Origin of the sequence: Paraburkholderia sp. J12 (genome assembly GCF_905220215.1) — a bacterium.
Classification (GTDB): Bacteria; Pseudomonadota; Gammaproteobacteria; order Burkholderiales; family Burkholderiaceae; genus Paraburkholderia.
Map to the genome: position 1 here is coordinate 87,359 of NZ_CAJMZC010000012.1, position 12,607 is coordinate 99,965.

At 65.8% G+C, this 12,607-nt stretch carries 11 protein-coding genes; 8 read left to right on the plus strand and 3 right to left on the minus strand.

What is annotated here, in order from left to right; all coding sequences use genetic code 11:
- Positions 1–30 precede the first annotated feature (30 nt).
- Positions 31–858, minus strand: coding sequence for a phosphate/phosphite/phosphonate ABC transporter substrate-binding protein (locus U5760_RS23365; RefSeq protein WP_322014670.1), 828 nt, complete (start codon positions 856–858; stop codon positions 31–33).
- Positions 859–1,068: 210 nt separating this feature from the next.
- Here U5760_RS23365 and U5760_RS23370 point away from each other — a divergent pair, with 210 nt between their 5' ends.
- The 3 genes from U5760_RS23370 (at position 1,069) to U5760_RS23380 (ending at position 3,529) form a co-directional block, all read left to right on the plus strand.
- Positions 1,069–2,088 (plus strand): fatty acid desaturase, encoded by a 1,020-nt coding sequence (locus tag U5760_RS23370; RefSeq protein ID WP_415914161.1) that lies wholly within the window; start codon positions 1,069–1,071, stop codon positions 2,086–2,088.
- Positions 2,089–2,192: 104 nt separating this feature from the next.
- The gene (locus tag U5760_RS23375; protein WP_322014671.1) at positions 2,193–2,537 is read left to right on the plus strand and encodes a hypothetical protein; all 345 of its coding nucleotides are present in this window, start codon (positions 2,193–2,195) and stop codon (positions 2,535–2,537) included.
- A gap of 41 nt (positions 2,538–2,578) precedes the next feature.
- Positions 2,579–3,529: an aliphatic sulfonate ABC transporter substrate-binding protein gene (locus U5760_RS23380; protein ID WP_322014672.1), complete on the plus strand. Its 951-nt coding sequence runs from the start codon at positions 2,579–2,581 to the stop codon at positions 3,527–3,529.
- A 50-nt stretch (positions 3,530–3,579) separates the two neighbouring features.
- Here U5760_RS23380 and U5760_RS23385 read toward each other — a convergent pair whose 3' ends face one another.
- Both U5760_RS23385 and U5760_RS23390 read right to left on the minus strand, forming a co-directional pair.
- On the minus strand, positions 3,580–4,995 hold the full coding sequence (locus U5760_RS23385; protein WP_322014673.1) for an LLM class flavin-dependent oxidoreductase: 1,416 nt from the start codon (positions 4,993–4,995) through the stop codon (positions 3,580–3,582).
- Between the two features lie 5 nt (positions 4,996–5,000).
- Positions 5,001–6,245, minus strand: a complete 1,245-nt coding sequence (locus tag U5760_RS23390) for an acyl-CoA dehydrogenase family protein (RefSeq protein ID WP_322014674.1) — start codon at positions 6,243–6,245, stop codon at positions 5,001–5,003.
- Positions 6,246–6,599: 354 nt separating this feature from the next.
- Between U5760_RS23390 and U5760_RS23395 the strand changes: the two genes are divergently transcribed.
- The 5 genes from U5760_RS23395 (at position 6,600) to U5760_RS23415 (ending at position 12,570) form a co-directional block, all read left to right on the plus strand.
- Entirely contained in the window at positions 6,600–8,087 is a 1,488-nt protein-coding gene (locus U5760_RS23395; protein ID WP_322014675.1) for a sugar ABC transporter ATP-binding protein, read from the plus strand.
- Positions 8,087–9,145, plus strand: a complete 1,059-nt coding sequence (locus U5760_RS23400) for an ABC transporter permease (protein ID WP_322014810.1) — start codon at positions 8,087–8,089, stop codon at positions 9,143–9,145. Before U5760_RS23395 ends, U5760_RS23400 begins: the two co-directional genes overlap by 1 nt.
- A 72-nt stretch (positions 9,146–9,217) precedes the next feature.
- Positions 9,218–10,453: an SfnB family sulfur acquisition oxidoreductase gene (locus U5760_RS23405; protein WP_322014676.1), complete on the plus strand. Its 1,236-nt coding sequence runs from the start codon at positions 9,218–9,220 to the stop codon at positions 10,451–10,453.
- Between the two features lie 26 nt (positions 10,454–10,479).
- The gene (locus tag U5760_RS23410; protein WP_415914162.1) at positions 10,480–11,562 is read left to right on the plus strand and encodes a substrate-binding domain-containing protein; all 1,083 of its coding nucleotides are present in this window, start codon (positions 10,480–10,482) and stop codon (positions 11,560–11,562) included.
- Positions 11,563–11,757: 195 nt separating this feature from the next.
- Entirely contained in the window at positions 11,758–12,570 is an 813-nt protein-coding gene (locus tag U5760_RS23415; protein ID WP_322014677.1) for an ABC transporter substrate-binding protein, read from the plus strand.
- The last annotated feature ends 37 nt before the right edge of the window (positions 12,571–12,607 follow it).

Genomic DNA, 12,607 nt, shown 5'->3' on the forward strand with positions numbered 1-12,607 from the left:
CCAGGCCGTTTTGGATGGGTGTCCGAAAGATCATTTCAGCAGAGGATAGCCAAGCGCTGTCGCAGCGTTTGCCATTGCTGCAATGGCTTCGTACTCGTCGCGTGCGAGCCGCGCGAAGCCACGCAGGCGAAGCGCGCGCGAACGGTCGATATCGACTGCGACTGCCATGTCCAACGCGTCGCGCAGCAGCGCAGCCTCGCGTTCGCCGAGTGTGCGCGAGGCGATGAAGGGCAGGCCCGGCGCCGATGCCGTCATGGCGAGAGTCTCGACATCAGCGAGCAGTTCGCAGCCCGCATCGCGCAGCAGCGCCAGCGTGACGCAGTCGATGGCGGCGACATCGGCCGCACCCGTGGCGAGCGCGCGCAGCGACGCGAAGTGCGAGCCGCTCCACGAGACCGAAGCGAAGAAGCGGCCGTTCTGCGCGTGCGGGGCCACGGCATGGCGCAGCGCGTTCATGCCGCTGTGCGAATCCTCGCTATTGGAGACCGCGCGCAGGCCGCGGCAGGCGGCGAGGCTCGTGGCGCCGCGCGCCCGCGCCGCGGCGGACACTACGATCGCGCTGCGATAGTGCGCGCCGTCGCAGCCTGCGGCGTCGAACATCGGTGTCGAGATCAGATGGACCGTGTCCGCGAGTCCGAGCATGCGGTACGGAAAGCCGCAGGTCTGCGAGAGCAGCAGGTCGTTGCGGCGCCAGAGCTGCATCAGGTCGCCGGACGGCGCATCGAGGATCGTGGCGTCGATCTTGCCGCCCGCAGTGCGCTCGAACGTAGTCAGCGCATCGTGCAACAGGGCGCGCCACAGCGCCGCATGGCGGGGCGTGACGTTGTACATCGGCAGGGCGGCGATCCACGGGTTCATGAATACATTGTACGCACAGGCAAGCGGGCTGGATGGCTGCGTGGTCCGCAGGGTCCCGCGATGGCAGTGCGATAAGCAAATGCAAATCCGTTGTTTGGACGGGGGATGGGTTTTGGTTATGGTGGGTGCCCAAGGCGTTTTTCCGCTGACATTTCGCCGTGTGTCTTTTTTTGTGCTGTTTGTTGTCTTTTTGTACCCGCGACCAGGAACATGGCTGAATACTTCGACGTTGACCACGCACGTGAAATCGCCTCGCTAGGCGAGCGCTTCGCTGCGCGCACGGAGTGGCCGACCTGGCTCGTGATCGTCGCGGTCTACGGCGGATGGATTGCCGTGTTGTGGCTCGCAGGCGCGGGCCGCCTTCCGCTTGCGTTCGCCACGCCGTTCCTCATCGTGCTATGCGCGTGGCACATGTCGATGCAGCATGAACTGCTGCACGGCCATCCCACGCGTTACGTCTGGCTCAACAAGCTGATCGGCTGGCCGCCGCTGTCCGTCTGGTTTCCCTATACGCTGTATCGCGAGAGCCACCTCGAGCATCATCGCGACGAAGACCTCACCGTGCCCGGCGTCGATCCGGAAACGAACTACGTGTTGTCCGGGCAGTGGGCTGCCCTGCCGGCCTGGCGGCGTGCCTTGTGGTACGCGCGCAAGAGTTTCATCGGTCGTATCGTGATCGGGCCGCCTACGAGCGTTGCGGCGATGCTTGCCGGTTCGCTGCGGACGTTGCGCGGCGGCGACTGGCGCCAGGTGCCCATGTGGCTCGCGCACGTGGCCGGTGTGACGCTGCTGCTCGCGGGAATTCAGCGTTATGCGGGTATGCCGTGGTGGTATTACCTCGCTGCCGTGACCTGGCCGGCGCTGGGACTCGCGATGGTCCGCTCGCTCTACGAGCATCGCGCGGCGGCGCACCCGAAGGCGCGTATCGCCATCAACGAGGCCGGGCTGATCATGCGCCTGCTGTTCCTCAACAACAACTATCACCTCGTGCATCACGACTTGCCGGCGCTGCCGTGGTTCGATCTGCCGCGCGCCTATCGTCTACGTCGCGAAGCCTATCGGCAGAAGTGCGGCGGCTTCGTGATCGACGGTTATGGCGCGCTCTTCAGGCAGTACGCGTGGCGTGTGACCGATGTGCCCGAGCATCCTTTTGCCGACGCTGCCGTGCCTGCCGTCGAACGTGGCGCGCGCATCGCAGTGAGCGAGGGGCGCGTGCTCGTGAGCAGCTAGGCGCTGCCGGTCGCGCTTCGCCGTCATGTCTTTCGTCGCGCCGCGCGATGCGCCCGGCCGTTTTCAGTTTCGCAATAGCCGCCTGCACACGACAGGTATCCATCATGATTCCACTTTCCACAAGGTTGCTGGCGAACATGCGCCGCGGACGCGTTTATACGAGCGCGAATCTCACGCGGATTCACCGGGTCGAGCACGATGCCGTGGCGCATGCGCTCGCGGAACTCGTCGATCGGGGCGTGCTGCGCACCTGCCTGAATTCGCGCAAGCTGCCCGGTTATTGCCTGACCGAATCGTGCGCGGCGCCCGCACCGAAGTTGCCTGTAACGGTGCCGCCCGCACGCGAGGTCGCGACCCCTGCCGTGACGCGCCGCCTCGACGGCGTGCTGTCGGGTTACGAGTCCGAGCTTGCCACGCGCCGCGCGCTGGCCATGCTTGCGCGCCGCTGATCGGGTTGTACTACTAACAATTAAAGACCGAATTCCCACCGATGAAGACACGCCGCACTTTCCTGAAGATCTCGCTGGGTGCCCTGGTTTCGACCCTGGCGGGCACGAGTGCCCTGGCCGCCACGCCTGCGCGCGAGTTGCGTATCGGCAACCAGAAGGGCTACCTGAGTCTCCTCAAGGGCCGCGGCACGCTCGAACAGCGTCTCGCCCCGCTGGGTGTTAATGTCCGCTGGACCGAGTTCACGGCGGGACCGGTTCAGCTCGAAGCGCTCAACGTCGGCTCAATCGACTTCGGCGACGTGGGCGAGGCGCCGCCGATTTTCGCGCAGGCCGCCGGTGCGCCGCTCGCCTATGTGGCGGCCACGGTTCAGCGTCCGCAGTCGGAGGCGGTGCTCGTGCCGCGTCAGTCGTCCGTGCACGGGGTCGAAGACCTGAAGGGCAAGCGGATCGCGCTCAACAAGGGCAGCAACGTTCACTATTTCCTCGTGGAGCTGTTGCGCCAGCATGGCCTGCGCTATACCGACGTGAATCTCGTGTTTCTCTCGCCGGCGGATGCGCGCGCAGCCTTCGAAAACGCATCGGTGGATGCGTGGGCGATCTGGGATCCGTTCTATGCGGCGGCCGAAGGCGCGTTGGGCGCGCGCAAGCTGGCCGACGCGACCGGCGTGGTCGGCAACCGCGCCTATTATTTTTCGTCGCTCGACTACGCGCGGAAGAACCCCGACGTGATCCGGATTCTCATTGAAGAACTGGGCAAGATCGACGACTGGGGCAGCCGCAACCGCGCGGCGCTCTCGGCCGAACTGGCCGCGCTCTGGGGTTTGCCGGTGAATGTGGTGAGCGCCGCCATCGACCGTACGCAGTTCGGCACGGGGCCCATCACGCATGCGATTCTGGGAGAGCAGCAGAAGATTGCCGATACGTTCTTCGATCTCGGCCTTTTGCCGAGGCGTGTGAATGTGTTCGAAGCCTCCGTGCCGGGCATTGCCTGAAACTGGGTACCCCGGGGCAGGTTGTATTGCTTCCATCCTTTATCAGGCACTCAGGCCGGCACCGCGCATCCTTCCGCGCGCGCCGCGGCTTCCTCCCGCTTGACACGCTCGATATCGCGAAAGCGTGCCGCCGGGTGATCTTCCGGTAGCGTTGCCGAGGCGCCGAAGAGTTTCTCCCGCAAGGTGCCCGGCGCATAGTCGCGCGGATAGACGCCGCGCCGCTGCAACTCCGGTACGAGCAGACGCACCACGTCCTCGAACGTTTCGTGTGCGATCGCGTAGGCGAGGTTGAAGCCGTCGACGCCGGTTGCTTCGACCCATTGCTGCAGGATGTCGGCCACCGTCGACGGGGAGCCGACGAATACCGGGCCGAGACCTCCTATGCCGCCCCAGCGCGCCAGTTCCTCGATGGTCCACGCCTTGTCGCCGCCCGAGAGGTGTTCGACGGCGGAAACGATCGCGTTGGTCTGCACGCGCTTGACCGTGTCGGTGGGTAGGTACTGGCCGAAGTCGATGCCGGTCCAGCCCGACATGAACACGAGCGAGCCGTCGTAGGAGACGTGCTGCTTGTACTCCTCGAATTTCGCCTCGGCCTTGGCGTCGGTTTCATCGACGATCACGGTCACGAGGTTATAGATCAGCAACTTGCTTGCATCGCGCCCGGCCAGCGTGGCCTGGCGGCGCACGTCGGCCACGTAGTCGCGCAGCAGCGTTTGCGTGGGCGCGGCAACGAAAACGCACTCCGCGTGTTGCGCGGCGAACGTCTTGCCGGGGCCCGACGCGCCCGCCTGGAACAGCACCGGTGTGCGTTGCGGAGAGGGTTCGCACAGGTGATAGCCTGGCACTTCGAAGTATTTTCCGTGATGGCCGATCTCGTGAACCTTCTCCGGATGCGTGAACACGCGCTTTTCGCGGTCGCGGACCACGGCGCCGTCTTCCCAACTGCCTTCGAAGAGCTTGTATAGCACTTCGACGTACTCCGTGGCGACTTCGTAGCGGTTGTTGTGATCGGCTAGGCCGCCTTGTCCGACGTTCTTCGCGCCGCTCTCCAGATACGAGGTCACCACGTTCCAGGCGAGCCGCCCTTGCGTGTGATGATCGGCCGTCGAGAGGCGCCGCGCGAACGTATACGGATGCTCGAAGCTTGTGGAGGCCGTGATGCCGATGCCCAGATGCTGCGTCACCATCGCAATGGGTGCGGCCAGCTGGAGCGGATCATTCACGGGAATCTGCGCGGCCTGATGGAGCGCGTGGTAGTTGCCGCCCTGGTAGACGTCGTAGTAGCCGATCACGTCGGCGATGAAGATCGCGTCGAACACGCCTTCTTCGAGGATCTTTGCGAGGTCGGTCCAGTAGGCGAGGTCTTTGTATTGCCACGAACGGTCGCGTGGATGGGTCCACAATCCTGGGGACTGGTGGCCGACGCAGTTCATCTCGAAGGCATTGAAACGAATGGGTTTGCTCATGGTCGTCACTTGGTCCCGTGGGCCGGGCCGTTGCCGATGCGCCAGACGAAAGGCGGCTCGGTGCCGTTGATGGCCCAGTCGCCGATGATGCGCGCCTTGTAGACGAGCGGGTTGTGCGAAGACACGGTGCGGGCGTTGCGCCAGTGCCGGTCGAGTGCGAAGGGCGCGCGCGTGGCCGAGGCGCCGAGCGCGTCGAACAGGTGCGTGCCGGCGCGCAGCGCGAAGTCGGAGGCCACGAGCTGGCTCTGTGCGGAGGCGAGTTCCGCCTCGACGTTGAGCGCATGCTCTGCTTCGGCATTGCCCACGAAGTGCGCCTCGTAGGCGCGCTGTGCCGACTCGGCCGCCTGCAGCGTCACTGCCTGCGCGGCGTAGGCCCACGCGGCGATTTCGCCTACCACCTGCTGGATCTGGGCGTCGTCGCTCGCCTGCCCGGCGTTGCCATGGCTATAGACGCGCTTGCGGCTGCGCACGAGCGCCGCGGCGTCGCGCTTCGCGGCTTCGGCAATACCGGCAAGCGTGGCCACGTGCACGAGTTGATAGAACGCCGTCTGGTACTTGAAGCGGCGATTGAAATCGATGAGGTTGTGCGCTTCCACGATCGCATCGCGGAAGTGCGTGGTGCCGCTGCCGGTCGTGCTCTGGCCAAAGCCATCCCAGTCGTCCTCGCGCACCACGCCGGCCTGATGCACGCTCACGGCGGCGATCACATCGCTGCCGTCTTCTTCGCGCTGCGCATAGACGTCGATCCAGTCGGCATAGAGGCTGCCGGTGCTGTAGTACTTCGAACCATTCAGCACGAACTGGCCGTTCCGCTGCGCGACGCGCGTCTTGATCTGGCCGAGCGCCACGTCGCCCACTTCGGTCCACGCGTTGCCCACCAGCTGGCCGCTCACGAAGCGATCGAACCATGCACGCTGATCCGGACCGGGCGGTGCGTTGAGCCAGTCCTCGACGAACGCGAAATGCGCACGCAATGCCTGCGGCAGATTCGAGTCCGCGGCGGCCAGCTCGATCAGCAGCCGGAAGAGTTGCGGCAGCGAGGCACCTGCACCACCGTCGCGCACGGGAATGCGCACGGCACCGAATCCCGCCGCCTTGAGCGCGGCAATCGCATCGTGCGGCAGGATGCGTTCGTGGTCGCGTTGGGCAGCGCCGTGCGCGATCTCAGCGAAGATCGGCCGGAAGCGGCGGGCCAGGGTTTCGTAGTCGGTGCCGGTGGATAACCCGGTGTCGGTCTGGCGTGACGTCATGCTGTCTTCCTGATGGGCGGGCGAGAGGGGGAGGCAAGCGCGGCGTGCGGGACGCACAGGCAGTCGTGCAAGTCGCGCAGGCGGCGCCGGTGGACTCATGACTATACAAAGGCGCTTTGTCCCACTCCAATAACGGATTGGCAGATCGATATCGGCCCCGTTGATTTGGAGGGATGCGGTCGTCGCGAGGACATCGAATACGATGCGATTGCGGAGACGATGTGTAGCTTCCCTTAGCAAATGTGCGCGCATGAATATGAGCATCGCTTTGTTGGGACTGCGTGCGTGCCTCGGTAGGATGGGGGCGTTATGCATTGCTAATCCCGCATCCATCCTCTGTTCGCGACACCCGAGATGTCCGTTCCGATCCTCACTGCCCATGCGATTACGAAGCGCTTTGGCGCCACCATTGCGTTGTCGCGGCTCGATTTTTCGATCCGCGAGGGCGAGGTCGTTGCGTTGATGGGGGCGAATGGTGCGGGCAAATCGACGTTCGTGAAGATCGTGAGCGGTGTGCACGCTCACGACGAGGGGACGATGACCCTGGCGGGTGCCCCGTATGCGCCCGCCACGCCCCAGGCCGCGAGGCGGCTGGGCGTGGCGACGGTGCATCAGTCGGTGGCCGATGCCGTCGTGCCGACGCTTTCCATTGCAGACAATCTGCTGCTCGAACAGCTATGCGGCGAGGGCGCACCCTGGTGGACGCCGCGCGCGTCAAGGCGCGCCCGGGCACGCGCGCTGGCCGCGCGCGTGGGCCTGGCCGCCGATCTCGATGCGCCGCTCGGTTCGCTCTCGCTCGCAGGACAACAGCGTGTGGCGATTGCGCGGGCTCTCGCGACCCGGCCCCGCCTGCTGATCCTCGACGAGCCCACGGCGAGTCTCTCGGCTGCCGAAGCCGGGCGGCTCTACGAACTCGTCGATGGCCTGCGTGCGGAGGGCGTGGCCGTGCTGCTCGTTTCGCATCGGCTGGCCGACTTGCGCAGGCTCGCCACGCGGGTCGCGGTGGTACGCGACGGCCGCATCGTGGCGGAACAAGAGGCGCCTGTCGATTTCGACGCGGCGCTGGAGAAGATGATCGGCCGGCCGCTGGCGGCAGCGCATGCAGTGCCGAAACCGCTATCGGAAGCGCGCGCGATAGCCGCATTGAGCCTGCGCGGACTGCGCCTTTCGGCGCACAGCGAGGCGTTCGATCTCGACGTCGGCGAGGGCGAGATCGTGGCGATCGCGGGTCCGGTGGGCGCGGGGAAGTCGCGGCTTGCCCGCGTGATCTTTGGCGCAGAGCGTGCCGCCGCGGGAGCGATGTCGCTCTACGGCCGCCCCTGGCAGCCGCGCGAACCGGGTGAGGCCATTCGCGCCGGCGTTTTCTTCGCGGGCGAGGACCGTTGGCGCAGTTCGCTCTTTCCCGATTCCGTGCCGTTTGCGTCGATTGCCGGCACGATCAGCTTCCCGTTTCTGCCGCGTTGGGGGCGTGCTGCGCTGTTGCCGCGCAAGCGCGAAGCGGCGGCGGCACGCGAGGCCATCGAGCGCTTCGGCATACGCTGCGAGGGTCCCGACGACCGCCTTACCCGCCTCTCCGGCGGCAATCAGCAGAAGGTGCTGCTTGCGCGCTGGCACGCCGAGGCCGCCTGTTTACTGCTGCTCGACGAACCCTTCCAGGGCGTGGACGCCGGCGCTCGCGCCGATATCGCCGCCACGCTGCGCCGCGAAGCGGCGGGGCGTGCCACGCTCGTTTTCGTGAGCGACCTCGAAGAAGCGCATGAAGTTGCCGACCGCATCGTGCATTTCGATCGCGGCTCCGTTGACCCTGCCCACGCGGCGCCGTCCTTTTCCGCCACTGCATGATGCGATCCGTCTCCACCACGCTCACGCCCGAAGACACGCCGGCACGCGATCCCGTTGCGCGCCGTCGCGACAGCCTGTTCGCGCTGCTCGAACGCGGCGGCCTGTTGTTCGTCCTGGCCGCACTGATCGTGGTATTCGCCGTGCGCGAGCCGGCGTTCCTCAACGTGGCCAATCTGTTCAGCATCCTGCAGGCCGTGTCCATCGTTGCGTTGCTCGGCATCGGCGTGACCATCACGCTGGCGGCCGGCGGATTCGATCTCTCGGTGGGCAGCATCGCTGCCTCCGCGCAGATGGCGGCGAGCTACGTGCTGGTGGTCTGGCACGGCGGCGCGTGGGGTGCCGTGGCGGCATGCCTCGCACTCGGGATTGCGGCGGGACTGTTCAACGGTGTTCTGATTACGCGCCTGCACGTGCCCGACCAACTCGCGACGCTCGGCACGCTTTTCCTGCTCGCCGGCCTGCAACTGATTCCCACGGGCGGCCGCTCGCTTGCCACCGGCACGATCTTGCCTGATGGCACCGAAGCGGACGGCACGTTTCCCGACGCGTTCCTCGCCTTCGGCCGCGCGCGCCTGCTCGATGTCATTCCTGCGCCGGTACTCGTGCTGCTGGCCGTGACCGTAGTGGTCTCGCTCATCATGGCCGCGACGCGCTGGGGCCGCGTGATCTATGCCATCGGCGGCAACGAAACGGCGGCGCGTCTGGCGGGCGCACCGGCTGCACGCTACCGCGTTGCCGCCTATGTCGCTTCGGGGGCCATCGCTTCGCTGGGCGGCTTGCTGATTGCCGCGCGCGTGGGACGCGGCGACGTGAGCGCGGGCCATTCGCTGCTGCTGGACGCGGTGGCGGCGGCGCTCGTCGGCTACGCGGTGTGGGGCGCGAAGCGTCCGAATGTGCCCGGGACCGTGATCGGCGCCGTATTCGTGGGCGTGCTGCTCAATGGGCTAACGATGCTCAATGCGCCGTATTACCTGCAGGACTTCATCAAGGGCGCGCTGCTGGTCGTGGCGCTGGCGTTCACGTTCAGCGTGGGGCGCCGGGCGGACGGCCGGGTTTGAGTGCGCACCTGAAGATACGTGTCTCCATCGAAAAGTAAGGAAACCTGAATTCAACCGGGGCGGAGAGAAAACATGGCAGAGATACTGGAAAGCATCGAAACGCCCGAGGGCGGCACGAGCGAAACCGCGCGGGTGATCGCGACGGACGACGAAGCGATTGCCGTCGCGCAGGCGCTGGCCACGCGGCTGGCCGAAGGCGCCGCGGCGCGCGACAGCGAGCGGCGGCTGCCGCGCGAAGAAATCGAATGGTTCTCGCAGTCGGGCCTGTGGGGCATCACGGTGCCGAAGGCTTATGGCGGCGCGGGAGTCTCGTTCGTCACGCTCACCGAGGTCGTCAAGCTGATTGCCGCCGCCGATCCGTCGCTCGGGCAGTTGCCGCAGAATCATTTCGGCCTGGTCGACGTGATCGCGCTGACCGGCACCGAGGAGCAAAAGCGCTACCTCTTCGCGCAGGTCCTTGCGGGCAAGCGCTTTGGCAACGGCTTCTCCGAAAAGGGCACGAAACATGTGCTGGACCTGAAGACGCGTGTGCGCCGCGACGGCGACCACTACGTGGTGGACGGCACCAAGTTCTATTCGACCGGCGCCCTGTTTGCACATTTCGTTCCGGTACTGGGTCTCGACGAGGACCGTCGCGGCTGGCTGGCCTACATTCCGCAGGGTACCGAGGGGCTTGCGGTGGTGGACGACTGGTCGGGCTTCGGCCAGCGCACCACGGCGAGCGGGACGGTGACGCTCCAGAACGTGCGCGTGCCGGCGTCGCTCGTGCTGCCCGCGCATCGCGTGTCCGAACTGCCGACGCTCAACGGTCCCGTTTCGCAGATCATTCAGGCGGCGATCGACGCGGGCATCGCGCGCGCGGCGATCGACGACACGCTGGCGTTCGTGCGCACGCGCTCGCGCCCGTGGGTGGATAGCGGCGTCGAGCGCGCGAGCGAAGATCCGTTGACCGTGCGAGAGATCGGTCATCTGCACATTCAACTGCATGCGGCGGAAGCGCTGCTCGAACGGGCGGCACGCGTGCTCGACGACATTGCCGCGCAGCGCGCGACGACGGAAGACGACGTGGCGCGCGCCTCGGTTGCCGTCGGCGAGGCGAAGGTGCTCACGACCGAGGCCGCCCTGCTGGCCGGCGAAAAGCTGTTCGAACTCGCAGGCACGCAGTCGACGCTGGCCGCGCACAACCTCGACCGTCACTGGCGCAACGCCCGCACGCATACGCTGCACGATCCGGTGCGCTGGAAGTATCACCTCGTCGGCAACTACTACCTCAACGGCGTCAAGCCGGCGCGTCACGCCTGGAACTAGGCGCGCGATAACCTTACGGGAGACCCATGAAGATATCGGCTCAGATGACGAAGCGGGGCGGCACGCGCCGCGCGCTGGGGGCAATCGCGCTGGCAGTGGCTGCGGCTGCCATGTCCGGCCTGCCGGCGGCGCAAGCGGCTTCGCTGCAAGGGGCGCCCGCGCCCTTCAACAAGGGCGGCGTGAAGATCGCGCTCGTCAACTATCTTTCCGAAGGCGACTTCTTCCAGGCCTACGAGGCGGGGGCGCAGAAGCAGGCGAAGGCGCTGGGCATCGACCTGCGCATCTACGAAGGCCGCCAGGATGCAGCCGAAGAGCGCGACCAGATCCAGCAGGCGATCAATCTGGGCGTGGCGGCGATCATCGTCAATCACGGCTTGCCGGAGTCGCTGAAGGACGTGGTGCAGCAGGCGCTGGACAAGGGCATCAAGGTCGTGGCGTTCGACGTCGATCTCGCGAACCCGAAGGTGCCGCAGATCGAGCAGAGCGATCGCGATCTTGCCACGCTCCTGCTCGGGCAGGCCGTGAAGGACAACGGCGCGGCGTTTTCGGCGGGTTATGTATACGTGGCGGGCTTCGCGCCGCTCGACCGGCGGGACGCCGTGTGGCAGTCGTTCAAGCACGATCATCCGGGCGTGCAGGAGAAGGCGCGCTGGGGCACGGTGGACAATCCGATTGCGCAATCCGTGGCGAATCAGGCCGCTGCAGCCTACCGCGCGCATCCCGACATTCGCGTGGTGATCGCGCCGTACGACGAGTTTGCGCGCGGCGCCAATCTCGCAGCCGACGAAGCGAATCTCGGCAGCAAACTGCGCATCTACAGCGCCGATATTTCGACGGCCGATATCGAAGCGATACGCGCGCCGAACAGCGCATGGGTGGCCACGGCGGCAACCAACCCGGCCGTGGTGGGCGCCGTGTCGGTGCGGGCCGCCGCACTCGAAGTGGCGGGGCAGCCGCTCGATCATCGCATCGTCGTGAAGCCCACGCTCGTGACGCGCGACGATCTCGTGAAAAACGACATCCACACGATTGCGGAACTCGGCACGAAATTCCCGGCGTTCCGCTCGAGCGACGCCGCAACGGCGGCGTGGATTCCGGTCGATCAATGAGCCGGCAGGCTTGCGGTCCGCTTCGTCGCAAGCCGCCACGGGCGATAAATCTGCTGCGCCGATAAGTTTGTGCAAATCCGTTATTGGAGCGCTGCGCCGAGGCTTCCTATACTCGGCGTTCTAGCGGTAAACCCGGCACTCGCTGCAACCGGGGTGCCGGGCTCCCTCAACCACACAGACTGCACAAACAACAACATGAAGATCCGTACGCTCGCTGCCTGGCTTGTCGCATTGACGGCCACGTTCTCCACGCTTGCCCACGCTGATCGTCTCGACGACATCAAGAAGGCCGGCGTGCTGCGCGTAGCCACGTTCGACAGCAACCCGCCGTTCGGCTTCGTCGATCCGGCGAACAACCACATCGTCGGCCTCGACGTGGACTACGCCCAGGCGCTGGCCGACAAGCTGGGCGTGAAGCTGGAATTGCAACCGACCAATCCTGCCAACCGCATTCCCTTCCTGCTCTCGCACAAGGTCGATCTGGTGCTCGCGAACTTCACGATTACCGACGAGCGTGCGAAGCAGGTCGATTTCAGTATTCCTTACTTCTCGTCGGGCCAGCAGTTCCTCGCGAAGAAGGGTGTGCTGAAGTCGCCGGACCAGATCAACAGCCTGCGTATTGGCGTGGACAAGGGCACCACGAACGAAATTGCGGTGCGCGATAAATTCCCGCAGGCGACGCTCGTAGCCTACGACGACACGCCGTTCGCGTTCGCCGCGCTGCGCGCCGGCAACGTGCAGGCGATCACGCAGGACGGCCCGAAGCTGGTGGGACTGCTCGCCAACGTGCCGGACAAGCAGAACTACGAGATCCCGCCGTTCGCGATCACGAACGACTATATGGGCGTGGGCATCCCGAAGGGCGAACCGCGGCTGGTGGCGTTCGTGAACGACACGCTGCGCGGGCTCGAAGCGAACGGCACGGCGGCGACGATCTACAACCGCTGGTTCGGCCCGAACACGAAGACGCCGCTGCCGCGCATCTTCAAGATCGGCGATAAGGTTTGATGCCGGTTTCTCTTTCGCATCTTTCAAATTTTTCGTA

What these genes read in the sequence shown, in the direction of transcription:
- U5760_RS23365 (WP_322014670.1), bottom strand. Translation starts at nt 858, where the DNA reads ATGAACCCGTGGATCGCCGCCCTGCCGATGTACAACGTCACGCCCCGC.
- U5760_RS23370 (WP_415914161.1), top strand. Translation starts at nt 1,069, where the DNA reads ATGGCTGAATACTTCGACGTTGACCACGCACGTGAAATCGCCTCGCTA.
- U5760_RS23375 (WP_322014671.1), top strand. Translation starts at nt 2,193, where the DNA reads ATGATTCCACTTTCCACAAGGTTGCTGGCGAACATGCGCCGCGGACGC.
- U5760_RS23380 (WP_322014672.1), top strand. Translation starts at nt 2,579, where the DNA reads ATGAAGACACGCCGCACTTTCCTGAAGATCTCGCTGGGTGCCCTGGTT.
- U5760_RS23385 (WP_322014673.1), bottom strand. Translation starts at nt 4,995, where the DNA reads ATGAGCAAACCCATTCGTTTCAATGCCTTCGAGATGAACTGCGTCGGC.
- U5760_RS23390 (WP_322014674.1), bottom strand. Translation starts at nt 6,245, where the DNA reads ATGACGTCACGCCAGACCGACACCGGGTTATCCACCGGCACCGACTAC.
- U5760_RS23395 (WP_322014675.1), top strand. Translation starts at nt 6,600, where the DNA reads ATGTCCGTTCCGATCCTCACTGCCCATGCGATTACGAAGCGCTTTGGC.
- U5760_RS23400 (WP_322014810.1), top strand. Translation starts at nt 8,087, where the DNA reads ATGCGATCCGTCTCCACCACGCTCACGCCCGAAGACACGCCGGCACGC.
- U5760_RS23405 (WP_322014676.1), top strand. Translation starts at nt 9,218, where the DNA reads ATGGCAGAGATACTGGAAAGCATCGAAACGCCCGAGGGCGGCACGAGC.
- U5760_RS23410 (WP_415914162.1), top strand. Translation starts at nt 10,480, where the DNA reads ATGAAGATATCGGCTCAGATGACGAAGCGGGGCGGCACGCGCCGCGCG.
- U5760_RS23415 (WP_322014677.1), top strand. Translation starts at nt 11,758, where the DNA reads ATGAAGATCCGTACGCTCGCTGCCTGGCTTGTCGCATTGACGGCCACG.